We start from the raw sequence: 24135 nt of genomic DNA, 5'->3' as shown, positions 1-24135 counted from the left end.
TCACTCCATTGATTTGATCGCATCAGCTTTGGCGAGGGTCGCCCGTGCCGTTACGATATGGAGATTCTCCACGATTTTACCATCCACAACTGCGACACCTTCGCCCGCGGCCTCTGCCGCCTCAAAGGCTTCGATCTGACGTTTCGCCAAATCAATCTCTGCGTCCGTTGGCGCAAACGCGGTATTGGCCACGTCCAACTGAGCCGGATGGATCAAGGTTTTACCATCAAAGCCCATGTCGCGGCCCTGATCGCATTCAAATTTCAGGCCCTCTTCGTCCTTGAACGCATTGTACACGCCATCAAGCGCAACGATCCCATAGGCCTTGGCCGCAATCAGACACAGGTGCAACCCGCCCATCATCGGCAAACGGTCGGCGCGAAAGCGGGTGTTCAATTCTTTGGCAAGATCATTGGTGCCCATCACAAACCCAGCCATGCGCGGGTGGGCGGCGATCTCTGCGGCGTTGATCATGCCTAAAGGCGTTTCCATCATCGCCCAAAGCGGCACGTCTGGAATAGCCTGCGCCAGAGCGTCGACCATCGCCGCACTTTCGACTTTCGGCAACAGAATGCCGTCGATGTCCATGCCGACGAATGCCGCCACATCATCGCGGCCCCATTGGGTGTCAAAGCCGTTGACCCGAACGATTTTCGCCCGATTGCCATAGCCGCCTGCCGCCAACGTGGCTTTAAGCAGAGCGCGGGCGTTTTCTTTTTCGTCAGGGGCGACCGCATCTTCGAGATCAAACAAGATCGCGTCACAGGCCAGACCTTTGGCCTTTTCCAGCGCCCGTTCCTTCGAGCCAGGGATGTAAAGAGCAGACCGATAGGGGCGATTGGTGACTTGGGACATTGATTCTTTTCCTCCGCAATATTGTTGCGCAAGAGGCCACACAAGCGCACCTTTATGCAAGGTCAAAATTTCCGCAGCGCAGAAACTTTACATTCAGAGGCGATCACAAATCACCTCTCAGCCCGTCGCCTTAACCATATTTTTAGCGCTCTTGCAGCAGGATTTCCGCATGATTTTCTCAGGATGTCCGATGTTCACCCTCGAACGCCCCACGCTAGAAAAGGATAAGACGATGAAACTGATCTCTCTTGCCGCTCTGATCGGGGCGTTTGGGTGTTTCACCCTCCCCGCCCCGGCCACCGCGCAACAATCCTGCGGTCAACGCGATCAAGTGCTTGAGCGATTGGGCAGCCAATATGGCGAAAGCCGCCAATCCATCGGCCTTGCGCCCAACAACGGTGTGGTCGAACTCTTTGCCTCCACCGAGACCGGCACATGGACGCTTTTGATGACTCACCCCACTGGCGTGAGCTGCCTCATCGCCTCGGGTCAGGCGTTTGAAAGGACCGCCGAGGTGGCGCAGGCCAAGGGCGACGACGCATAAGCGCGCTATCCCAAAGCCTCCCAAATCAACTTGCCCCCCGTGATCACCAAGAACACATAGGCCAGCGCGAAAAAGAACCGATCCGATATTTTATGGTGTAACCAAGCTCCCATCAACACGCCGAGAATGGCAAAGGGGAAGAGCATCAGGTCGGCCTTTAACGTCTCGGGCGTGAATATCCCAACGATGGAATAAGGCACCACTTTGATCAGGTTGATCGCCCAAAACACCAACACAGAGGTTGCCTGATAGGTGGTTTTGTCCATCCGTTGTGACAGCATATAAACAGCCGCAGGCGGGCCTCCGGCGTGGGATATAAAGCTGGTGAACCCGGTCACCAGCCCCCACATCGTACCGCCAAACCTACCGATGGTGCGTTTCGGCGGCTTGATCCACCCTTTCGCCTTGGCGCCCTGATAAGCGACAAAGCCAATGGCAACGAGACCAATCAAAAATTTGAACACCTCGGGTTTGGCGATGCCATACACCAAGGCCCCGATCACAATCCCCGGCACAGCCCCCGCGATCAACACACGCGCCGCCGACCCGTCCCATTTGCGCCAAAACACCCGGATCGCGGTCACATCCATCACCATCAACAGTGGCAACATCAGGCCAACCGCCTGTCCCGGTGTGAGAATCAGTGCCAAAAACGGTGTCGCCGCAAAAGCGGCCGCAGACCCAAATCCGCCCTTTGACAGGCCTGCGAAAATCACAGCGGGAACGGCGAAGAGAAAGAAATGCAGATCAAACGTCATGCGGGGGACCCAGACGGCAAAAGGAGATTTTTCTCGAAATTACAGAGCGGTTATCGCTAACGCCAGAGAAAACCTTAATGCATTGCCGCAGCGCAGCCTTGCGTGAACGCCCGTGAAGGGCTACCCATGCCCCAATCTTACCAACTGATTGGAGACTTTCCATGGCCAGACCCAAGATTGCCCTCATCGGCGCAGGTCAAATCGGCGGCACGCTCGCCCACCTCGCAGCCATCAAGGAACTCGGCGACGTCGTTTTGTTCGACATCTCTGAAGGGACCCCGCAGGGCAAAGCGCTCGACATCGCTGAATCCGGCCCGTCCGAAAAATTCGACGCCACCATGATTGGCACGAATGAATACGCCGACATCGCTGGCGCAGACGTCTGCATCGTCACCGCCGGTGTCCCGCGCAAACCGGGCATGTCCCGCGATGACCTTTTGGGCATCAACCTGAAAGTTATGAAATCCGTTGGCGAAGGCATCAAAGAACATGCCCCGAACGCTTTCGTGATCTGTATCACCAACCCGCTTGACGCGATGGTTTGGGCGCTTCAGCAATACTCCGGCCTTCCGGCCAACAAAGTCTGCGGCATGGCCGGTGTTCTCGACTCCGCCCGCTTCCGTCACTTCCTCTCGGTCGAATTCGGTGTGTCGATGAAAGACGTCACCGCATTCGTTCTGGGCGGTCACGGCGACACCATGGTCCCCTCCACCCGCTACTCCACCGTTGGCGGTATCCCGCTGCCGGATCTGGTCGAAATGGGCTGGACCACTCAGGAAAAACTCGACGCGATTATTCAGCGCACCCGTGATGGCGGCGCAGAGATCGTTGGCTTGTTGAAAACCGGGTCTGCCTTCTACGCACCGGCGACCTCCGCCATTGAGATGGCCGAAGCCTACCTGAAAGACCAAAAGCGTCTGCTGCCTTGCGCCGCCTATTGCGATGGCGAGCTGGGTCTTGACGGCATGTATGTTGGCGTTCCGACCATCATCGGTGCCGGCGGCATCGAAAAAGTCGTGGACATCAAACTGTCCAAAGACGAACAAGTCATGTTCGACAAATCGGTTGAGGCCGTCAAAGGTCTCGTCGACGCGTGCAAAGGCATCGACAGCAACCTTGCCTGATGCTCTGAGAGCTTACTAAATGGACCCCGTGCCTCCCCGAGGCGCGGGGTTTTTTGTTGGAGTTTCAAACCTGTGACACTGGATGGACCGTCTTGGGCTATCGCCGCGCTGGCCGACGAACCCGCGCCGCTGATCGCCGCTTTTGTCCGGCATCACCTGGCCATTGGCGCGCGCGAAGTGCATATTTTCCTCGATCGCCCCAACCCAAAAGCCGAAGCTTTGCTCCACGGTCTTGAGGGGTGCATCCTGACTCGCTGTGATCAGGCCTACTGGGAAAAGGTCAATCAAGGTCGCCGCCCCGGTCGTCACCTCGGGCGGCAGAAATTCAATGCCACCCGCGCCTATCGCACCACTGGCTGTGACTGGCTTTTGCATTGCGACGTCGATGAATTCATCTCAGACGGCCCAACTTTGTCGGCACTATTGGCACGTGAACACGTCGCAGACGGCATCGTCTTGGGCAATCTTGAGCGCGTCCACCGTGCCTCAGAACCCGGAATACATATTTTCGAGGGCGCATTTCGTGGCCCAGTCGGGTTCACTGAAACAGACGCCAAGGCGCTTTTTGGACGGTTTGCCACGTTTCTCAACTTTGGCCTGACCGGCCATCGCGTCGGCAAAACCATTGTGCGCACAGGGCGCGATTGGACCATGGGGATTCACACCCCCAATGGGCCTGATCCGAGCAAACTGGTCAAATCCGACTCCCGGCTCTTGCTGCATTTCGATGGGCTGACCGAACTGCATTACGCTTTGAAATTGCTTCGAAAAGCCTTTGAGAACTACGCGGGGCCAAAACGAAAAATCGGCCAAGAACGCAGCGCGCAATTTCGCTTTATCCGCGATCACGCCAATGATCCAAACGCGCTACTCCAACTGGTGCGCGGGGTACAAAGCCTGACCGAGCATCAGGCGACGATCCTTGGCATTTTGGGTGTGTTGTACGAGGTACCTTTTGTACCCGAAGCCTGCGCCGATCTGGACCTGTCACCCGCCACGTTCGACGCCCTGCTGCGGGTGCGTGAAGCGGCGCTGATCGCAAAAGCCGGGTTAGAGCTTTAGCGCAAAGCAAAAGCCGAGCCCTTTCGGACCCGGCTTAAGACGTTCAACCTAGGATCGTTTAGAAATTATAGACCACGCCGAAGTTAAGCGCATTGGTGATGATGTCGGTTTCCAACGTGCCACCACCGTTCAGGTCCGCTTTGACTTGGCTATAGGTGCCTTTGTATTCGCCAAAAACATCCCATGTGTCATTGATCGCATAGCTTGCACCCAGCACAACGGCGACGGTCGGCCCGGCGATTTGGTATTCGATGGTGTTCGTATTGGCGGTGACCACCTCGACATGCGGAATGACGATCCCGGCGGAGACGCTCGCATAGGGGGTGAGCTTGTTCCACGCCCCCGGCCAACGCCAGATCGGCCCCACCGTCAGGTTGTTCAGCCCATCGGTGAATTCCAGCGTTGAAAACTTGTTTGCCGCCATGTCGTCTTCGTCAGCATAAACCTTGGTGTGGTTGAAATCCGCGATCCAGCCGAAATTATCCCGCACCCACCAAGTGCCACGGATGCCGTAATAAGGCGGCATTTCAAAGCTCTTGCCATCCCAACCGGTGGTGAAATCAAAATCCTCCACGCCATCGTTGCCGGACACCCCACTATGTGGCGCTGTTTGGTAGCCGGAGTAGACAGAGATGGTAAAATTCTCCGCCTGCGCCGCGGACAGTGGGGCAAGGGTCGCCACCGTTGCGGCCAATGTGGCTTTCAGTGCAATGCTGCGCATCATGTTTCCAATTCATTTCGCAAGTGAGTCTCTTTGCCTCTACATACACCATATTTGGCATATATCGCGACCCCAAGCTGTGCGAATGCGCGCAAGCGTCGCGCCCGAACCACACTGACATGCGACATCAGCCAATTGCGCATGAAAGGCAAACACATCCGTGCGTCGATTCTTTTTTCAGGCCTCCATTGCCACATAGAATGCATTTTGTGATCACACGAATTATTGCTGTGATCACAAAATTCAAAAACATCGGCTATTTATCGCTAACGGTCGAAAAATCCTTTCGTTTGCGCCAAGCGGTGTGTCATGTCAGGGCCAATCGAACCAGGGAGAGGACATCTCTAATGAACATCCACGAGTATCAGGCCAAACGCCTCCTCAAGGAATACGGCGCGCCGGTTTCCGACGGTCGTGTCGTTTTGAACGCGGCCGACGCAAAAACCGCAGCGGGCGAACTTGACGGGCCGCTTTGGGTTGTCAAAGCGCAGATTCACGCAGGTGGTCGCGGCAAAGGCACCTTTAAAGAGGCTGGCGCTGGCGAAAAAGGCGGCGTGCGTCTTGCGAAATCCGTCGAGGAAGCCGCGAAAGAAGCCAATGCAATGCTCGGCCATACTCTGGTCACGCATCAGACCGGCCCGGCTGGCAAACAGGTCAACCGCATCTACATCGAAGATGGCTCCGACATCGCCCGCGAACTCTACCTCGCGTTGCTCGTCGATCGTCAGTCGTCCCGCGTGTCCATCGTGTGCTCCACCGAGGGCGGCATGGACATCGAAGAGGTGGCTGAAAACACCCCTGACAAAATCCTCTCCTTCTCCGTCGATCCCGCGACCGGCCTTCAGGGCTTTCACGGTCGCCGCGTCGCGTTTGCTCTGGGCCTTGAGGGCAAACAGATCAAACAGTGTTCGCAACTGATCCAGAACCTGTACCGCCTCTTCGTCGAAAAAGACATGGAGATGCTGGAAATCAACCCGCTGATCGTGACCCCGGCTGGCGACATCAAATGTCTCGACTGTAAAGCGGGTTTCGACGGCAACGCTCTGTACCGCCACCCCGACATCGTGGGTCTGCGCGACGAGACCGAAGAAGACCCGAAAGAACTGGCCGCATCCCAGCATGACCTGAACTACATCGCGCTTGACGGTGAAATCGGCTGCATGGTGAACGGTGCGGGTCTGGCGATGGCCACCATGGACATCATCAAACTCTACGGCGCAGAGCCTGCCAACTTCCTCGACGTGGGCGGCGGCGCGACCAAAGAGAAAGTGACCGAAGCGTTCAAAATCATCACCTCTGATCCGAACGTCAAAGGCATCCTGGTCAACATCTTCGGCGGCATCATGCGCTGTGATGTGATTGCTGAGGGCGTCATCGCCGCCGTGAAAGACGTTGGTCTGACCGTTCCGCTCGTTGTGCGTCTCGAAGGCACCAACGTCGAACTCGGCAAAGAGATCATCAAAAACTCTGGCTTGAACGTGATTGCCGCTGACAACCTCAAAGACGGCGCGCAGAAAATCGTTAAAGCGGTGAAAGGCTAAAACCCATGGCAATTCTTGTAAACGAAAACACCAAGGTCATCTGTCAGGGCTTCACTGGCTCGCAGGGCACCTTCCACTCGGAACAAGCCATCGCATATGGCACAAAAATGGTTGGCGGCGTGACGCCCGGCAAAGGCGGCTCCAGCCACCTCAACCTGCCGGTGTTCAACTCGGTTCACGAAGCGAAAGCTGTGACCGAAGCCAATGCTTCCGTGATCTATGTGCCGCCGCCCTTTGCCGCGGATTCCATCCTTGAGGCGATCGACGCCGAAATGGAATTGATCATCTGCATCACCGAGGGCATTCCGGTGCTCGACATGATGAAGGTGAAACGCGCCCTGATCGACAGCAAATCACGCCTCATCGGCCCGAACTGCCCCGGCGTGATCACGCCTGATGCGTGCAAAATCGGCATTATGCCCGGTCACATCCACCGTCGCGGTTCTGTTGGTGTGGTGTCCCGTTCCGGCACGCTGACCTACGAAGCTGTGAAACAGACCACCGACCTCGGTTTGGGTCAGTCCACGGCCGTGGGCATCGGCGGCGACCCGATCAAGGGCACCGAGCATATCGACGTCTTGGACATGTTCCTCGATGATCCGGAAACCACCTCCATCATCATGATCGGTGAAATCGGCGGCTCCGCAGAAGAAGAAGCGGCTGAATTCCTGGCCGAGCAAAAGAAAAAAGGCCGTTGGAAACCGACCGCTGGTTTCATCGCGGGCCGCACAGCCCCTCCGGGCCGTCGCATGGGTCACGCTGGAGCCATCGTGGCAGGCGGCAAAGGCGATGCAGAGTCCAAGATCGAAGCGATGAAATCCGCTGGTATCGTGGTCGCTGACAGCCCCGCCACCCTTGGCGAAGCTGTGATGGAAGCGATCAACAAAGGCTAAGCCAACGGCGCTCAGCTCTTAAAAACAGCCTGCGCCCGGTGGTCTCATCGGACGCAGGCTTTGCCGCAAAAACGGCCCAAACGTCAAAGCGACCCAATTTCAGACGCCCTCAGAAGGTCAGTAACATGAACGACCAGAGCCCCAACGACATCCTTCACGCCTCTTCCTTTATGCAGGGGCATAACGCGGAGTACCTTGAACAGGTCTATGCGAAATACACCCAAGATCCCTCCTCTGTGGACGCCTCCTGGGCTGAGTTTTTCAACTCTCTGGGCGATGCCGCATCGGATGTTACCGCCGAGGCCGCAGGGCCGTCTTGGGCGCGCGCCGATTGGCCGCCTGTGCCGCATGACGACCTGACCCAGGCGTTGGACGGGCAATGGGCCGAACCGGTTGCTGCCGCGAAAAAGATCAAAGAGAAAGCCGTCGAAAAAGGCGTTGAGATCTCTGAGGATCAAATCAAACGCGCTGTGCTCGACTCGATCCGCGCGATCATGATCATTCGTGCCTTCCGCATCCGGGGCCATTTGGCCGCCGATCTCGATCCGCTGAAAATGCGTGAAGAGACCCAGCACCCGGAGCTTGACCCGCGCTCTTACGGCTTCACCGAAGCCGACATGGATCGCCCGATTTTCATCGACAATGTTTTGGGGCTGCAACATGCCTCGATGCGTCAGATCATGGACATCGTCAAACGCACCTATTGCGGCACTTTCGCGCTGCAATACATGCATATTTCCGATCCTGAACAGGCCGGTTGGCTGAAAGAGCGGATCGAAGGCTACGGCAAGGAAATCCAGTTCACCCGCGAAGGCCGCAAAGCCATTCTCAACAAGCTGGTTGAGGCTGAGGGCTTTGAAAAATTCCTTCATGTCAAATACATGGGCACCAAACGCTTTGGTCTTGATGGCGGAGAAAGCCTGATCCCGGCGATGGAGCAAATCATCAAACGCGGCGGCAGTCTTGGCGTCAAAGAGGTTGTCATCGGCATGCCGCACCGCGGCCGTTTGTCGGTTTTGGCCAATGTGATGTCCAAACCCTACCGTGCGATTTTCAACGAATTCCAAGGTGGTTCGTTCAAGCCTGAGGACGTGGACGGCTCGGGCGATGTGAAATATCACCTCGGCGCCTCCTCGGATCGCGAATTTGACGGCAACAAGGTCCACCTGTCGCTGACCGCGAACCCCTCGCACCTTGAGGCGGTGAACCCGGTGGTTCTGGGCAAGGCCCGCGCCAAGACCGATCAGAACAAAGACCCGGAGCGCACCTCGGTGATCCCGATCCTGCTGCACGGCGATGCGGCCTTTGCGGGCCAAGGTGTTGTGGCGGAATGTTTTGGCCTCTCCGGTCTGCGCGGTCACCGCACCGGCGGCACGATCCATATCGTGGTGAACAACCAGATCGGCTTCACCACCGCGCCGCATTTCTCGCGCTCTTCGCCTTACCCGACCGACAACGCGCTGGTCGTTGAGGCCCCGATTTTCCACGTCAACGGCGATGACCCGGAGGCCGTGGTGCACGCCGCGAAAGTCGCCACGGAGTTCCGTCAGAAGTTCCACAAAGACGTGGTTCTCGACATCTTTTGTTATCGCCGCTTTGGTCACAACGAAGGCGACGAGCCGATGTTCACCAACCCGCAGATGTACACCAGCATCAAGCGGCACAAAACCACGCTGCAACTCTACACCGAGCGTCTCGTGGCCGATGGTCTCATCCCCGAGGGCGAGATCGAGGACATGAAAGCGGCGTTCCAGGCGCAGCTCAATGACGAGTTCGAAGCGGGCAAGACCTTTAAACCGAACAAGGCCGATTGGCTTGACGGGCGGTGGTCGCATATCAACCGTGAGGGCGAAGAATATCAGCGCGGTCAAACCGCGATTTCGCAAGACACGATGGCCCAAATCGGCCGGTCGCTGACCTCGCATCCCGACGATTTCAACATCCATAAAACCGTGGCCCGTCAACTTGAAGCCAAGGCACAGATGTTTGAAACCGGCAAAGGGTTTGATTGGGCCACCGGCGAAGCGATTGCCTTTGGCTCGCTCTTGACCGAGGGGTATCCGGTGCGTTTGGCGGGACAGGACAGTACGCGCGGCACCTTCTCTCAGCGCCATTCGGCTCTGATTGATCAAAAATCCGAGGATCGCTACTACCCTCTGAACCACATCCGCGAAGGTCAGGCCCATTACGAGGTCATCGACTCGATGCTCTCCGAATATGCGGTTTTGGGTTTTGAATACGGCTACTCTCTGGCCGAACCGAATGCTCTGACGCTTTGGGAAGCGCAGTTTGGTGACTTCGCCAATGGCGCGCAGATCATGTTCGACCAATTCATCTCCTCGGGTGAAAGTAAATGGTTGCGCATGTCCGGTCTCGTGATGCTTTTGCCGCATGGCTATGAGGGCCAAGGCCCGGAACACTCTTCCGCCCGCCTTGAACGCTTCTTGCAAATGTGTGGTCAGGACAACTGGATCGTGGCCAACTGCACGACCCCTGCGAACTACTTCCACATTCTGCGCCGCCAGTTGCATCGCTCGTATCGCAAGCCGCTGGTGCTGATGACGCCGAAATCCTTGCTGCGTCACAAATTGGCGACCTCTGTGGCCGCTGATTTCATCGAAGGCTCCTCCTTCCACCGCGTCCTTTGGGATGATGCCGATGCCACCTACGGCACCGAGAAATCGGAACTGAAACTGAAAGCCGACAAAGACATCAAACGCGTCGTGATCTGTTCGGGCAAGGTCTACTATGACCTGCTTGAAGCCCGCGATGCGGCCGGCAAAGACGACACCTACATCCTGCGCCTTGAACAATTCTACCCGTTCCCGGCGCTTTCGATGGTCAAGGAACTTGAGCGCTTTAAAGAGGCTGAAGTCGTCTGGTGTCAGGAAGAACCGAAAAACCAAGGCGGCTGGTCCTTTGTTGAGCCCAATATCGAATGGGTCCTCACCCGGATCAATGCCACACACACGCGTCCGGTCTATGCTGGTCGTGCCGCCTCCGCGTCGCCAGCCACTGGTCTCGCATCCCAACACAAAGCACAACAAACGGCGCTCGTGAATGATGCGCTCAACATCGAAGGATAATCACATGTCCGTTGAAATCCGCGTCCCCACCCTTGGCGAAAGCGTCACTGAGGCCACTGTCGCAACTTGGTTCAAACAGCCGGGCGACACTGTTGCCGTTGACGAAATGCTCTGCGAATTGGAAACCGACAAGGTGACCGTCGAAGTCCCCTCCCCTGCGGCGGGCACGTTGGGCGACATCATTGCCAAAGAGGGCGACACCGTGGGTGTGGATGCGCTCTTGGCCACGCTGAATGCAGGCGACAGCGCCGCTGCTGCCCCCGCACCGAAAGCCGAAGCCGCTCCCGCAGCTGCTCCGGCCTCGTCTGGGTCTTCTGTCGATGTCATGGTCCCGACCCTTGGCGAATCCGTCACCGAGGCGACCGTGGCCACATGGTTCAAAGCCGTAGGCGACACGGTGGCTCAGGATGAAATGCTCTGCGAGTTGGAGACCGACAAGGTCTCCGTCGAAGTGCCGTCCCCTGCCGCCGGTGTGTTGACCGAAATCGTCGCCGCCGAAGGCACCACCGTGGATGCCTCCGCCAAACTCGCCGTGATTTCCTCGGGTGCGGGCGCCTCTGCGGCTGCTCCGGCTGCCGCTGCCGCTCCGGCTGCTGCGTCCACAGGTAAAGACGTTGAAAACGCGCCTTCCGCCACCAAAATGATGGCCGAAAACGGTGTGGATGCGTCTTCTGTGACTGGCACTGGCAAAGATGGCCGCATCATGAAAGACGATGTGCTCAAAGCCATGGCCGCTCCGAAAGCCGCACCGGCTCCCGCTGCCGCGCCGCGCGCACCGTCTGCGCCCTCGGATGCCGCCCGCGAAGAGCGCGTGAAAATGACGAAACTGCGTCAAACCATCGCCCGCCGCCTCAAAGAGTCGCAAAACACGGCCGCGATGCTCACCACCTATAACGAGGTCGACATGACCGAGGTGATGGCGCTGCGCAATCAGTACAAAGACGAGTTTGAGAAAAAGCACGGCGTGCGTTTGGGCTTTATGTCCTTCTTCACCAAAGCCTGTGTCCATGCGCTCAAAGAAGTGCCGGAAGTGAACGCCGAGATTGACGGCACTGATGTGGTTTACAAAAACTACGTCAACATGGGCGTCGCGGCGGGCACCCCGCAGGGCCTCGTGGTTCCGGTCATTCGCGATGCGGATGCGATGTCTTTTGCCGAAATCGAAAAAGCGATCTCCGAGAAAGGCCGTCGTGCCCGTGATGGCAAACTCTCCATGGCCGAAATGCAGGGCGGCACCTTCACCATCTCCAACGGTGGTGTCTACGGGTCCTTGATGTCCTCGCCGATCCTCAACCCGCCACAGTCCGGCATCCTCGGCATGCACAAAATCCAAGACCGCCCGATGGCGATCAATGGCCAAGTTGTGATCCGCCCGATGATGTATCTGGCCCTGTCCTATGACCACCGCATCGTCGACGGCAAAGGCGCCGTGACCTTCCTCGTGCGCGTCAAAGAAGCGCTCGAAGACCCGCGTCGGTTGTTGATGGATCTGTGATTTGATCACTGCGGGGGCGGGACAATTTCCGGCCCCGCCCTATCTCTCCGGTCAATAAAGCCGGAAAGGACAAAAAATGACCCCAGAACTCGCCGCCCTCGCCGCAACTGCCTTTCTCCATTTCGCAATTGTGCAATGGTCCCAGCGCGCGCTTGAGAAAGACATCGGGCGGGAAGGCAATGTGGGCACGCGTGAGGGCATGGACGATAGCCTCTCGGACGCCACCAAACGTCTGCGCCGTGCTTTGGCCAATCACACCGAAAACATCGGCCTGTTCATCATTGCCGTGGTACTCGTGGAATTCACTGACAGCACCTCACTCTTCACCGGCATCTGCGCTTGGCTCTTTGTCGCAGCCCGCACGCTTTATGTGCCTGCCTATCGGTTTGCTTGGGTGCCATGGCGTTCGGTCCTCTACCTCTTGGGGCTGCTGTCCACCTTCGCCATGATCATCGCAAGCTTCTTTTGATGACCCCAACCCTCATCCCCCTCGCCCTCGCAGGCCTCTTGCACATCGCGCAATTCGTGGTGGCCTCTTACATGGCGAACAAAGATGTCGGGCCGGGCTACACCACCTCCCCGCGCGACCGTGCACCGTCGCGCGAGATGCGCACCGTCACGGCGCGGATGCTGCGCGCCTATGACAATCACATTCAGATGTTCCCGTTTTTCGCCGCCGCTGTGCTCCTGATCCATGTCACGGGTCAGTCGAGCGGCGTGACCGTGGCGGCGGCGTGGGTCTATCTCTTTGCCCGCGCGTTCTACATTCCCGCCTATGCCCTCGGATGGGCGCCGTGGCGGTCCTATATCTGGATGGTGGCGATGCTCTCCATCGCCGTCCTTTTCATTGCCGCTCTGATCTGAGCGGCCCCGCATAGAGTTCAAGACCAAGGAGAAGACCATGGCTTCCTACGACGTAATCATCATCGGTGCTGGCCCCGGCGGCTATGTGTCCGCGATCCGCTGCGCCCAACTGGGCCTCAAGACCGCCGTGGTCGAAGGCCGCGACACCTTGGGCGGGACCTGCCTCAATGTCGGCTGTATCCCCTCGAAAGCGCTGTTGAACGCCACCCACCATCTGCATGAGGCGGAGCATAATTTCGCCAAGATGGGCCTGAAAGGCAAATCCCCGTCCGTCGATTGGGATCAGATGAAATCTTACAAAGATGATGTGGTCGGTCAGAACACCGGCGGCATCGAATTCCTGTTCAAAAAGAACAAGATTGATTGGATCAAAGGCTGGGCCACCGTCCCGGCGGTCGGCAAAGTCAAAGTCGGCGACGAGGTGCATGAGGCGAAAAACATCGTGATCGCCACGGGCTCGGTGCCGACCTCGCTTCCGGGCGTTGAGGTCAACAATGATGGCGGCGTCGTGGTCGACAGCACCGGCGCGCTTGAGTTGCCGAAAGTGCCGAAAAAACTCGCCGTCATCGGCGCGGGTGTCATCGGCTTGGAACTCGGCTCGGTCTATGCCCGCCTTGGCTCCGAAGTGACCGTGGTCGAATACATGGATTTCATCACCCCCGGCATGGACGCAGACGTCCAGCGCACCTTCAAAAAGCTGCTTGAGAAACAAGGCCTGAACTTCATCCTTGGCGCGGCTGTGCAGGGTGTGGATGCCTCGAAAACCAAAGCCAAGCTCACCTATAAACTCAAAAAAGACGACTCTGAGCACACGCTTGACGCCGATGTCGTTTTGGTGGCCACAGGCCGCAAACCTTTCACTGACGGTCTTGGGTTGGCGGAACTCGGTGTCGAATTCACCCCGCGCGGTCAGGTCAAAACCGACGCCCATTGGGCCACCAATGTCAAAGGCATCTACGCCATCGGTGACGCCATCGTCGGCCCGATGTTGGCGCATAAAGCCGAGGACGAAGGCATGGCCGTGGCAGAGGTGCTTGCGGGCAAACATGGCCACGTCAACTACGGCGTGATCCCCGGCGTGATCTACACCTCACCCGAGGTCGCCACCGTCGGCCAGACCGAAGCGCAGCTGAAAGAAGAAGGCCGCAAGGTCAAAATCGGCAAGTTCTCTTTCATGGGCAACGCCCGCGCCAAGGCCGTGTTCCAGGGCGATGGCTTCGTCAAACTCATCGCGGATGCAGAGACCGACCGTTTGCTTGGTGCCGCGATCATCGGCCCGGCAGCGGGCGACATGATCCACGAGATCTGTGTGGCGATGGAATACGGCGGTTCGGCCCAAGACATCGCGCTGACCTGCCACGCCCACCCGACCTATTCGGAAGCTGTGCGTGAGGCGGCATTGGCCTGTGGCGACGGTCCGATCCACGCCTAAGCGGTTCTAAGATCAAAGAAAAGGCGCCTTAAACCGGCGCCTTTTTTCATGCCTTATCTTCGCCCGTGGCGGCGATATTGGCCATCCGTGCGGCATGTTCGCGGCGCAACACTTTGCGCAGTTCGGCGGAGTTCCAACGCTTCTGGTCCATCTCCGTCTCCGGCACGAACTGCGGCACGGGGGCGGATTTACCATCGTCATCCACCGCCACCATGGTGAAATAGCAGGAGTTGGTGTGGCGCACGGTTTGGGTGCGGATGTCTTCGGCCTCGACCCGGATGCCGACCTCCATAGAGGTGCGACCGACGTAATTCACCGTCGCCCGAAAATGCACCAATTCGCCCACGGCAATCGGTTCCTTGAACGTGACCTGATCGACGGACAAGGTCACCGCATATTTGCCCGAATAGCGCGAGGCGCAAGAGAAGGCGACGCGATCAAGATGGTTGAGCAAAGCACCGCCATGCACCTTGCCGGAAAAATTCGCCATATCCGGCGTCATCAGTTCGGTCATCTCTAAATAACGTGCCATGGCGATCCCTTCAAAACCCTACCCTCCAAAAGACGCTGCAGAGCAGAAAAGGTCAAGCATTGAACTCTAGGCAAAACCCCGCCTCAGACCGCCAACATCCGTAACCCTTGAGTCACATCGGAGCGCACCGCAAGCCGCAATCCCGGCTCATCCCCCGCCCGCAAAGCGGCCACAATCAGCCGGTGGTTTTGCGGCACCTCCGTGCGATTGAGACGGGCATAAAGCGCGCGCATCGTCGGGCCAAGTTGCAGCCAAACCGTCTCCGTCAGCGCCAACATCGCCGGAGCTTGCGCCCGCAAATACAGCGTGCGATGAAATTCAAGATTGGTGCGGATATAGCCGACATCATCGTGTTTCGCGACCATTTCCGCGATCGAGCCATTGATGGTTTGCAGCCGTTCGATCAGGGCCATATGCGCCCGCGGCAAGGCCCGAGAAGCCAGTTCCGGTTCGATCAGAGCCCGGATCGAGGCCAATTCTTCGATCCGCTCATTGCTCAGCTCCGGCGTACTCAAACGACCGGAGGAGCTGAGGTTCAGCCCGCCATCGGCCACCAACCGCCGCACCGCTTCGCGCGCGGGCGTCATCGACACGTCAAACATTTTGCCAATCCCACGCAGGGTCAGCGCCTCGCCGGGGCGAAATTCGCCATGCATGATGCGCGTGCGCAAAGTGCGGTACACCCGATCATGGGCGGCACCGAGCGTATCAGAGGGGCGTGGGATGGGTGTGATCATGGGGGCAATGTGATCACAAAACATCGCAAGGTCAATCCGTCTCGAACCGCCAGGCATGTAATCCTTCGCCTTCTGAACGCAGCCAGGCCCGATGTTGCGCATGATTGGGGCAAACCCTGGCGACATGCGCCCAAAACCGGTCCGAATGATTCATCTCCAACCGATGTGCCACCTCATGCGCCGCAACATAGTCCAGTACCTCAGCCGGAGCCATCACCAGCCGCCATGAATACATCAGATTGCCCGCGCTGGTACATGACCCCCAACGCGAGCGGGTGTCGCGCAGGGAGATCCGCCCGTAGGTGGTCCCAAGCGCCTCAGCATAGTGATCGGAGGCGGCCCTGAGGCGCAGTTGCGCTTGGAGTTTGAGAAAGGCCTGCACCCGGGCCGCCGCGCGATCCTCCGCACCCGGCACATGCAATTGTCCCTCGATCAGACGCGCCGCCCGCCCCTGTCCGGGAACGATCTCGACCCGTTGCCCCAAGAAAGGAATCGCCTGACCAAAACCCACGGTCTGGTCGGGCGTGCGGGCCTCAAGATGCTTTCTGATCCAAAGTTCTTTTTCCCTCAAAAACGCCATGGCTTCGCGTTCAGGCACCCGCTTTGGCATCGACAAGGTCACACGTCCATCGAGCCGCGACACGCGCAGCGAGAGCCTGCGTGCCTGCCCAGAGCGGCGCAGGGTGATCTGCACAGGCGGCTGGCCCAACAAAATGGTCTCGCTCACGACGTCTCTTTTCTCCGTTAGGGCTAAAGAGTCCGTGCTCTTTACCACCCGTCTGTCCCAGTGTTTACTTTAGATGAGGGCGAAAGGCTTTGACACCCCCGCCGTGATATGGCATGGCGCGTCAATCTCCGCACCTGGACCAGTTATGACGAAAGGGATTATCATGCCCAATGAGGAATGGGGCGTAAAGCGCGTATGCCCAACCACCGGCAAACGGTTCTACGACCTGAACAAAACTCCGATCGTGTCGCCCTACACCGGCGAAACCGTCACGTTTGACATGAACAACAAGTCGCGCGTGGCCATTGCCGAAAAAACAGCCCCGATCGACGACGATGCCGATGATGAAGATCTGCTGATTGATGATGATGCAGATGTCGATATCGAAGACGATCTGCTCGTGGACGACGATGACGACAATGTCTCGCTCGACGAGATCGCTGACGTGGCCGCAGACGACGACGATTGAAGGCTGAAAGCGGCCTCGTAAAAAAGTTCACGGGGCCGGATTTTTTCGCTTGCAACCCCAAGCGAGACACCCTAGGAAGCGCGAGCGGGCGGAAATTGCCCCTCGCACCCCGCCAGACACAGCGGTAAAATCGGTCAAATGGGGCCTTAGCTCAGCTGGGAGAGCGCCTGCATGGCATGCAGGAGGTCAGCGGTTCGATCCCGCTAGGCTCCACCAAATTCCTATTGAAAAGTGACGGATAGTTCTGCCTTTCGTGTCAGGGGATTTGCCTCTGTCGCGAAGACGGGTGCTGTTTTCCCTACGAAAATCTAAGCGGCTTCGATCCGCGCCTTTCGGCGTGTTGATCGCTTTGCAGCCCTTCCCCAGTCAAACGCGCGATCCGCCATGAGTGATCCTTTTTCATTGAAAGCTGGCTCCGGGGTACGGGCCCTCTGGTCAGGCAGCTACAGATTCTGGCGGCCGCACTCTTTTCTGAAAAATGAGACGGCCATCAGGCGTTCGGGGGTGCTGAGGGAAGGAGAAACGCTAGGTGAGACATCCATCAGTGAATTCCTGACAAAAACACTCTTGAACTTGGTTTCGCATGCCATTAATCGATTTCCGACTGAACTACTCAAGAATTAGGAGGCTGTTGATGCGACTCAAGTTGATCCTGGCGTTGGGAAATGCTGCGCTGGCGTTTTCCAGCCTGGCCTCACAGGCTGAAACGGACTACCCTCTGACGATCGAAAACTGCGGTCAGACCGTCACCTTCGAACAGGCCCCGCAAAATGCCGTGGCCCTGGGGCAGAACAGCGCAGAAATCATGCTGCTTCTGGGCTTGTCAGACCAGATGGCCGCAACCGCCTTCTGGCCCAATGCCGTGCTGCCAGAAGTGGCGCAAGCCAATAGCGGGATCGACCTACTTACCGTCGAATTTCCATCGCTGGAATCCGTGCTTTCGAAGCAACCCGACTTCGTGGCGGCAATGCTCACGACGCTGCTCGGCCCTGACAGCAAGGTCGCCAAGCGATCGGATTTCGAGGACCTTGGAATCCCGACATATCTTTCGCCAAGTGCCTGTTCAACCACGCTCGATGCAAACGATGCCTATGGCTCGCGCGACGCGCTCTGGAGCATGGACCTGCTCTATAAAGAGATCAAGGATTTGTCCCAAATCTTCGGTGTACCCGAACGCGGACAAGCGTTGATCGAGGATTTCAAAGCGCGCGAGGCCGCCCTGCGCACACAATTCTCCGAGAACGAGGACCTGACCTTCCTATTCTGGTTCTCCAGCCCATCACCCGCCGATGATGCCTATCTTGGCGGAGGCAACGGCCCATCGGGTTACATCGCAGATGTTCTTGGCGGCTCCAACGCCATCACAACCGAAGCAGACTGGCCAGCCGTTGGTTGGGAGGGCATTATGGCCGCCGATCCCACGGTTTTTGTCGTGGCACAGGTCGACCGCAACCGCTGGGATCTGGACACCGCAGACAACAAGATCGACTTCCTGAAATCCGATCCAACCGTGAGCCAGATGGAGGCGGTGCGCAACGGACGGATCGTAGTCATGAGCGGCGCCGCCATGAACCCGAGTATTCGCACGCTCTACGGCGCCGAGCAAGTGGCCGAGCAACTCAAGGCGCTCGATCTTCCATGATGGCGTCTGAAGCGCCAGAGGGCGGAGCTGGCCGCCTTGCCCTCTTTCTGTGCCTGTCATTGATTGTTCTGGCCTTCACCGTCGCCACTGCGACAGCGATTGGTGACTACAACATCAGTCTGAAGACGGTGTTCCTGTCGGTCACCAACGAGCTGGGCTTGACCGGCGCCGACATCGCACCGATTGAGCAGAGCGTCGTCTGGAACCTGCGCCTGAGCCGCGCGCTGGTGGCCGCACTGGCCGGAGCCGGGCTGGCGATATGCGGCGCGATCCTACAGGCATTGTTGCGCAACGCTTTGGCCGAGCCTTTCGTGCTGGGCGTTTCGGCAGGGGCGTCGACCGGGGCGGTCTGCGTGATCGTGTTGGGCATCGGCGCGGGCGGACTGTCGCTGTCGCTGGGAGCCTTTGCCGGCGCCTTCGCCGCCTTCGCGCTGGTGGCGCTTTTGTCCAACGGGGCGACGAGCGGCCCGAACCACACGATCCTCGCCGGTGTGGCAGCGTCGCAACTGTTCAACGCGCTGACCTCCTACATCGTTACGACGTCCGGTAATGCCCAACAGGCACGGGACGTGATGTTCTGGCTTCTCGGCAGCTTCGGCGGCGTGCGCTGGCCGGATGTCCAGCTTCTTCTGGTGGTGGTGATCGTCAGCCTGGGCGTCTGCATCTGGATGGGCCGGGCGCTTGACGCATTTACCTTCGGTGACGAAGACGCCGCGGCGCTTGGCGTGCCGGTGGCCCGCATCCGGCTGGTGTTGTTCGGGGTGACCGCCCTTCTGACCGCGACCATTGTCAGCATGGTGGGTGCTATCGGCTTTGTCGGGTTGGTCGTGCCCCATGCGGCACGATATGTGATTGGGCCGTTGCATCTACGGTTGCTACCGGCCTGCGCGGTCGTGGGGGCGGTCTTTATGGTGATCGCCGACATCGCCTCGCGGGTCATCGCCACACAGCAAACAGTGCCAATTGGGGTCGTCACGGCACTGGTCGGCGTGCCGTTCTTTGCGATCATTCTCTACCGCGCGAGGCCTCAGACATGAGTGTCGTTGCGAAAAACCTGAAATGGGGCGTAAAGCGCAAGACCATCGTGTCTGACGTATCACTGACAGTTGCCCCGGGTGAAACGCTTGGCCTGATTGGCCCCAACGGATCGGGAAAATCGTCTTTGTTGCGGTTGCTGGCAGGTTTGAGACACCCATTGTCCGGGCGGGTCGAAATCAACGGTCAGGACATTGCGCAGGTGCCCCGCAAAGCGCTGTCGCGGCAGATTGCCTTTGTCCAGCAAAGCGCGGCGACCGACACCAATGTCACGGTGCGCGATGTTGTGAGGCTGGGTCGAACACCACACCGTTCGGCCCTTGCGGGCTGGTCCGAGACAGACGAGACCGCGGTGGCCCACGCACTTGAGCGTGTGGACATGACGTCCCGCAGGACGCAATCTTGGCAAACCCTGTCGGGAGGGGAACGTCAGCGTGTGCATATCGCGCGGGCGCTGGCGCAGACTCCACAGGTGATGTTCCTTGACGAACCGACCAATCATCTCGACATTCACCACCAGATCGAGATTCTGCGCATGGTGCGCGATCTCGATCTGACCAGCGTTATCGCGCTACACGACCTCAACCTTGCCGCCATGTTTTGCGACCGGATCGTGGTACTGGAGGCCGGGGCTCTTCGCGCCTGCGGCACGCCCGACGCTGTGCTGACACAGGCAATCCTGCGCGATGTCTTCCGGGTCACGGCGCATGTAAGCGGATCGCCCGATGCCGACCGGCCACATATCCGGTTCAGTTCGCAATGAGGTAGGCCACACCCAACGGTTTTGCCGGTACGGCAACTGGCTCCGGGGGCTGGCACCCTCTGGTCGACAACCACCGAGGCTTTCACAAGGCCAATCCACAGGCGAGAAAACATCTATCGAGAAAACATCTATGCGGCCTTTCCCATCCACCCGGACTATCACAACACTCCCAAAGCTGGCGTGCTTCGGGTTTTGATTTGAGGAGCCTCTTCGCCCGCACACCTAGCGCGCAGGTGTGACCAAATCCGCTGCGATCAATCGCACACTGGCCTCAAAGCCGGACGCCGAGCCCACCCGCGGCGAGATCAAGACAAGCGGACTGCCGATCCGTTCGGCAATTGCCGCCACAATGGCAAGGCCAAGCCCGCTGCCATCGGTTTGGGCGCTGGCGCGTTCAAAACGGGCGGTCAGGCGGGCCAGCGTTTCGGGCGGTACCACGGGGCCTTCGTTGGACACGCTCAGTTGACCATCGGCTGTCAATGTCACCAAGATAGGCGCGCTTTGTGACCCGTGCCGCAGCGCGTTTTCAACCAGATTGCGGCACAGGGTACCCAAAGCGTCCGGGTCCAGATCAGACATCACCGGGCTTTCTGGCAGGGTCAAAACAATGCGATCCGGGGCGGTGGTGCGCGCAATATCCTCAACGACCAACTGCGCCACCACGCGCAAATCCGAGGCCTGATCCAACCGCAACCGCCCCCCTTCGGCGCGCGCCAATTGCATCAGTCGCTCGGACAGGCGGGTGAGGCGTTTCAGCGTCGCTTCGATTTCGCCAGCGCGGGCGCGAGCCGCAGGGTCAGCCGTCTCCGTTTGCAATCGCTGCGCCTGCGCGATGGCTCCGGCCAGAGGCGTGCGCAACTCATGCGCGGCATTGGCGGCAAAACTGCGCTCGGCCTCAAACGCACCGTTCAAACGATGCAACAGATCATTGAGCGTGGCGGCGATCGGCGCGACTTCGGCAGGCATATGATCCACCGGAATCGGCGACAAATCCCGCGCATTGCGCGTCTCAAGCCGCGCGCGGAAATGGCGTAGAGACGCAAAACTCGCCCGCACCGCCAAAGCAATCGCCAAAAGTGCCACCGGGATCACCACCAAAAGCGGCAAGCCGAGCCCCATCTGAATTTCGCGCGCAACCTGTGTGCGGTGGTCCAAAGGCTCGGCGATGGTGATGCGAATGCTGCCTTGCAACACATCATCATTATAGAGCCGATGCGTGGCGGTTTGACGAAACCCCGGCCCATCATAGGTGGGAAATATCGCCGGATCGGCGGCGTGCGATTGCAACAGGATGCGGCCTTCGCTGTCGCGCACGACATAGGTGAAAAACTCGCTGTGCTCGCGGACCTCACCGATCCTTTGCGTCGCACCGATGTCATCGCGCCCGACAATATCGACGGCGGCCAGTGGCAAAATTCGTTGGGCGGTTTCTTGCAATGCGCTGTCAAACACCTCATCCATTTCCTGGCGCAAAATCACCGCCGTCACAGAGGCCGTCGCAATCCACAACAGTGTCAACAACACGCCGAGCGACAGCCCCAATCGGGCCTGAAGACTGCGCGGCATTCTCATGGTTTGCCCAAACGGTAGCCCATGCCACGCTCCGTCTCGATCACCCCCGCGCCCAGCTTCTTGCGAAGGCGACTGACATGAACTTCGATGGTGTTGCTTTCGACCTCCGAGGAGAAGGCATAGAGTTTTTCTTCGAGTTGAGGTTTCGACAAAAGCTGGCCGGGACGCGCCAAAAACGCCTCCAGCAAGGCCCATTCGCGGGCGGTTAAAGCCACCTGTTTGCCATCGCGATGCACGCTGTGCGCCGCGAGATCAATGTCGAGCGCGCCGTGGCTGATGATCGGATTTGGGTTGCCGGAATAGCGCCGCGCGACCGATCCGATCCGGGCAGAGAGTTCCGCCAAATCGAACGGTTTGACCAGATAATCATCGGCCCCTGCATTCAGCCCCTCGATCCGGTCTGAAATCTGATCCAAGGCGGTCAAGATGATCACCGGGGTCACATCCCCTCGCGCGCGCAGGGTTTTGAGAAATCCGATCCCGCGCCCATCGGGCAGCATCAAATCCAACAGGATCAGATCAAACGCCGCGCCATGGATCGCATCCATAGCTGCATCAAGACGGTTGGCCCAATCCACCGAATGGCCATCCGCCGCGATCTGGTCGCGCACGGCGGCGCCCAAAACAGTGTCATCCTCAATCAACAGGAGTCGCATGGCTTTCCCTTTTATCTCTTGATGATCTTCTATCACCTTTCTGGCTGACGCAAAGCTGACGCAGAGATGTGTCGCGCGTCAGGTTCCCGTCAGCTTGGAGATGCAATGTCATCCCAAGACGGCCGCAAAACGGAGTTTGGCCCATGAAGACACCATTGACAATTCTGAGCTTTCTCATGGCTTTGCCCGCCGGGATGGCCTTGGCCGAGGACGATTGTTTTGTACCGATGGCCAATTGGCAGCCGCGCGAAGCGGTGGCCCAACTGGCGCAAGAAAACGGCTGGACGGTGCGCCGGATCAAAATCGACGATGGCTGTTATGAGATCATCGGCAGCGATGTTGAGGGCCGTCCGATTGAAGTGACGGTACACCCCGAGACGCTTCAAGTGCTTGATTTCGAATATGAAGACGAAGGGGATGACGACGATCATCACCGCGTTAACCCCAGCGAGCGCCATGACGATTGAATGCCTGCGCTTTGTTTTCCCACATCTTGTTTCCCGCATCTTGTTTCCCATGCCGTGTGTCCCCTCGGCCCCCCTGGCCCCGTCCTAACCGGCGGGGCCTTTTTTCGACCCGACTTTGGCACCTGACAGCAAGCTGAAGCAAAAATCTTTTCCGCGTCAGGAGACGCTCAGGTTGGCGCTTCAATGTGTCACAAAATGAACAAAGGACCTGTATCGATGAAAAAGACTGTACCCCTTCTTGTCGCTTCCACCGCCCTCTGCGCCACGCTCGGCTTGCCGGCATGGAGCGGCCCCTCTGCGCCCCTTTTTGGCATACCGCTCAACGCCGTGTCCGCAGGCACCGACACCTCAAACACACCCTCTCTCATGTTTGTCAGTGATGATGACAATGAGCGGCACGGTTGGTTGCGTTGGCTTGGGGATGATGACGACGACGATGATGACGAGTGCGAAGACGATGACGATGACGATGACGATGATCGTCGCAAAAGCAAATACGGCGAGGATGACGATGACGACTGCGGCGGGACCACCAACTCGCCTGCACCCGCAGGCACCGTTGCCCCTCCGCAAAACGGACTCTTCAACACCGACACGCCCCCTCAGGTTCAAGTGAATTAAATGTTGCCGCGCTGCGGCGGGATTGCCCGCCCAGCGCGTATAAATTGTGATAAAAAGGAATGTCCAAGATGAAATCTCTTCTCGCTACATTGGCGCTCACCACGGCGCTGACCCTGCCCGGCCTCGCTATGGCGCGTCCCGTGACCCTCACAACACAGCTCAAAAACTATGGCGGCGATGGGGCCTATCTGGCGGTTTACGTCACCGATCCGCAAGGGGCCTATGCCGGCAGCCTTTGGATGGCAGGTCGAAAGTCGAAATATTACAAACACCTGACCGATTGGTATCGTTTTACCGGCGGCGACACGGCGCAGATCAACGGGATTACCGGCGCAAGTGTCGGCGCAGGGCGGTCCTTGAAAATCTCGCTGGATCTGGCGGATGCTCTGTTTGACGCAGGCTACACGCTTCATATCGACGCCGCCGTCGAAGATCGCCGCGACAGCCCGAATGAGATTTCTGTGCCTTTGACCTCCGAGGGGGCCGGAACCGCCGTGACGGGCCGCAGCTACATCGCCAATTTCACCTACGACATGTAA

The 24135-nt window shown here is 58.5% G+C and carries 25 protein-coding genes and 1 tRNA gene; 18 read left to right on the top strand and 8 right to left on the bottom strand.

The window, feature by feature from the left end; translation table 11 throughout:
- Complete coding sequence (locus C8029_RS16540; RefSeq protein ID WP_009573382.1) at nt 1-855, bottom strand: HpcH/HpaI aldolase/citrate lyase family protein; 855 nt, start codon at nt 853-855, stop codon at nt 1-3.
- Nucleotides 856-1087: 232 nt separating this feature from the next.
- Between C8029_RS16540 and C8029_RS16535 the strand changes: the two genes are divergently transcribed.
- Nucleotides 1088-1399, top strand: coding sequence for a hypothetical protein (locus tag C8029_RS16535; RefSeq protein WP_152003324.1), 312 nt, complete (start codon nt 1088-1090; stop codon nt 1397-1399).
- A gap of 5 nt (nt 1400-1404) precedes the next feature.
- On the opposite strand, the gene C8029_RS16530 is transcribed toward C8029_RS16535, so the two are convergent.
- Entirely contained in the window at nt 1405-2157 is a 753-nt protein-coding gene (locus tag C8029_RS16530) for a sulfite exporter TauE/SafE family protein (RefSeq protein ID WP_009573384.1), read from the bottom strand.
- A 161-nt stretch (nt 2158-2318) separates the two neighbouring features.
- Between C8029_RS16530 and mdh the strand changes: the two genes are divergently transcribed.
- Nucleotides 2319-3281: a malate dehydrogenase gene (gene mdh / locus C8029_RS16525; RefSeq protein ID WP_152003323.1), complete on the top strand. Its 963-nt coding sequence runs from the start codon at nt 2319-2321 to the stop codon at nt 3279-3281.
- A 72-nt stretch (nt 3282-3353) separates the two neighbouring features.
- A complete protein-coding gene (locus tag C8029_RS16520) occupies nt 3354-4343 on the top strand; it encodes a glycosyltransferase family 2 protein (protein WP_152003322.1) in 990 nt (329 codons plus the stop codon).
- 58 nt (nt 4344-4401) lie between these two features.
- On the opposite strand, the gene C8029_RS16515 is transcribed toward C8029_RS16520, so the two are convergent.
- Nucleotides 4402-5067, bottom strand: coding sequence for an outer membrane protein (locus tag C8029_RS16515; protein ID WP_152003321.1), 666 nt, complete (start codon nt 5065-5067; stop codon nt 4402-4404).
- 344 nt (nt 5068-5411) lie between these two features.
- Here C8029_RS16515 and sucC point away from each other — a divergent pair, with 344 nt between their 5' ends.
- The 7 genes from sucC to lpdA all read left to right on the top strand — a co-directional run bounded on the left by sucC (nt 5412) and on the right by lpdA (nt 14375).
- Nucleotides 5412-6605, top strand: a complete 1194-nt coding sequence (gene sucC / locus C8029_RS16510) for an ADP-forming succinate--CoA ligase subunit beta (RefSeq protein ID WP_009573388.1) — start codon at nt 5412-5414, stop codon at nt 6603-6605.
- Between the two features lie 5 nt (nt 6606-6610).
- Entirely contained in the window at nt 6611-7498 is an 888-nt protein-coding gene (gene sucD, locus C8029_RS16505; protein ID WP_009573389.1) for a succinate--CoA ligase subunit alpha, read from the top strand.
- A gap of 125 nt (nt 7499-7623) precedes the next feature.
- Nucleotides 7624-10584 (top strand): 2-oxoglutarate dehydrogenase E1 component, encoded by a 2961-nt coding sequence (locus C8029_RS16500; RefSeq protein WP_009573390.1) that lies wholly within the window; start codon nt 7624-7626, stop codon nt 10582-10584.
- A 4-nt stretch (nt 10585-10588) separates the two neighbouring features.
- Nucleotides 10589-12079, top strand: a complete 1491-nt coding sequence (gene odhB, locus C8029_RS16495; protein WP_152003320.1) for a 2-oxoglutarate dehydrogenase complex dihydrolipoyllysine-residue succinyltransferase — start codon at nt 10589-10591, stop codon at nt 12077-12079.
- Between the two features lie 76 nt (nt 12080-12155).
- Complete coding sequence (locus C8029_RS16490; protein ID WP_152003319.1) at nt 12156-12548, top strand: MAPEG family protein; 393 nt, start codon at nt 12156-12158, stop codon at nt 12546-12548.
- Nucleotides 12548-12943: an MAPEG family protein gene (locus C8029_RS16485; protein ID WP_226946372.1), complete on the top strand. Its 396-nt coding sequence runs from the start codon at nt 12548-12550 to the stop codon at nt 12941-12943. Before C8029_RS16490 ends, C8029_RS16485 begins: the two co-directional genes overlap by 1 nt.
- A gap of 37 nt (nt 12944-12980) precedes the next feature.
- On the top strand, nt 12981-14375 hold the full coding sequence (gene lpdA / locus C8029_RS16480) for a dihydrolipoyl dehydrogenase (RefSeq protein WP_152003317.1): 1395 nt from the start codon (nt 12981-12983) through the stop codon (nt 14373-14375).
- Nucleotides 14376-14421: 46 nt separating this feature from the next.
- Here lpdA and C8029_RS16475 read toward each other — a convergent pair whose 3' ends face one another.
- The 3 genes from C8029_RS16475 to C8029_RS16465 all read right to left on the bottom strand — a co-directional run bounded on the left by C8029_RS16475 (nt 14422) and on the right by C8029_RS16465 (nt 16371).
- Complete coding sequence (locus C8029_RS16475) at nt 14422-14907, bottom strand: acyl-CoA thioesterase (RefSeq protein ID WP_009573395.1); 486 nt, start codon at nt 14905-14907, stop codon at nt 14422-14424.
- A gap of 83 nt (nt 14908-14990) precedes the next feature.
- Nucleotides 14991-15644 carry a GntR family transcriptional regulator gene (locus C8029_RS16470; RefSeq protein WP_040402851.1) on the bottom strand — a complete coding sequence of 218 codons (654 nt, stop codon included), beginning with the start codon at nt 15642-15644 and terminating at the stop codon, nt 14991-14993.
- A 31-nt stretch (nt 15645-15675) separates the two neighbouring features.
- Nucleotides 15676-16371, bottom strand: a complete 696-nt coding sequence (locus tag C8029_RS16465; protein WP_152003316.1) for a M48 family metallopeptidase — start codon at nt 16369-16371, stop codon at nt 15676-15678.
- A gap of 163 nt (nt 16372-16534) precedes the next feature.
- On the opposite strand from C8029_RS16465, the gene C8029_RS16460 reads away from it, so the two are divergent.
- From C8029_RS16460 to C8029_RS16440, 5 genes are all read left to right on the top strand, one after another.
- Nucleotides 16535-16840: a TIGR02300 family protein gene (locus C8029_RS16460; protein ID WP_009573398.1), complete on the top strand. Its 306-nt coding sequence runs from the start codon at nt 16535-16537 to the stop codon at nt 16838-16840.
- A gap of 140 nt (nt 16841-16980) precedes the next feature.
- Nucleotides 16981-17056, top strand: a tRNA-Ala gene (locus tag C8029_RS16455).
- A 418-nt stretch (nt 17057-17474) separates the two neighbouring features.
- A complete protein-coding gene (locus C8029_RS16450) occupies nt 17475-18482 on the top strand; it encodes an ABC transporter substrate-binding protein (protein ID WP_152003315.1) in 1008 nt (335 codons plus the stop codon).
- Entirely contained in the window at nt 18479-19519 is a 1041-nt protein-coding gene (locus tag C8029_RS16445; RefSeq protein WP_152003314.1) for a FecCD family ABC transporter permease, read from the top strand. Before C8029_RS16450 ends, C8029_RS16445 begins: the two co-directional genes overlap by 4 nt.
- Nucleotides 19516-20280, top strand: a complete 765-nt coding sequence (locus C8029_RS16440; RefSeq protein ID WP_152003313.1) for an ABC transporter ATP-binding protein — start codon at nt 19516-19518, stop codon at nt 20278-20280. Before C8029_RS16445 ends, C8029_RS16440 begins: the two co-directional genes overlap by 4 nt.
- A 222-nt stretch (nt 20281-20502) precedes the next feature.
- On the opposite strand, the gene C8029_RS16435 is transcribed toward C8029_RS16440, so the two are convergent.
- The gene (locus C8029_RS16435; protein WP_152003312.1) at nt 20503-21852 is read right to left on the bottom strand and encodes an ATP-binding protein; all 1350 of its coding nucleotides are present in this window, start codon (nt 21850-21852) and stop codon (nt 20503-20505) included.
- Nucleotides 21849-22508 (bottom strand): response regulator transcription factor, encoded by a 660-nt coding sequence (locus C8029_RS16430; protein ID WP_009573403.1) that lies wholly within the window; start codon nt 22506-22508, stop codon nt 21849-21851. Before C8029_RS16430 ends, C8029_RS16435 begins: the two co-directional genes overlap by 4 nt.
- 143 nt (nt 22509-22651) lie before the next feature.
- Between C8029_RS16430 and C8029_RS16425 the strand changes: the two genes are divergently transcribed.
- From C8029_RS16425 to C8029_RS16410, 3 genes are all read left to right on the top strand, one after another.
- Nucleotides 22652-22975 carry a PepSY domain-containing protein gene (locus C8029_RS16425; protein WP_152003311.1) on the top strand — a complete coding sequence of 108 codons (324 nt, stop codon included), beginning with the start codon at nt 22652-22654 and terminating at the stop codon, nt 22973-22975.
- Between the two features lie 216 nt (nt 22976-23191).
- Nucleotides 23192-23596, top strand: coding sequence for a hypothetical protein (locus tag C8029_RS22100; RefSeq protein WP_193217672.1), 405 nt, complete (start codon nt 23192-23194; stop codon nt 23594-23596).
- 68 nt (nt 23597-23664) lie between these two features.
- On the top strand, nt 23665-24135 hold the full coding sequence (locus tag C8029_RS16410; RefSeq protein ID WP_152003308.1) for a DUF2271 domain-containing protein: 471 nt from the start codon (nt 23665-23667) through the stop codon (nt 24133-24135).

The organism is Roseobacter sp. TSBP12 (assembly GCF_009129705.1).
GTDB lineage: Bacteria > Pseudomonadota > Alphaproteobacteria > Rhodobacterales > Rhodobacteraceae > Celeribacter > Celeribacter baekdonensis_A.
Note: the sequence above shows the minus strand (reverse complement) of the source record. Positions and strands in the feature narration are given on the sequence as shown.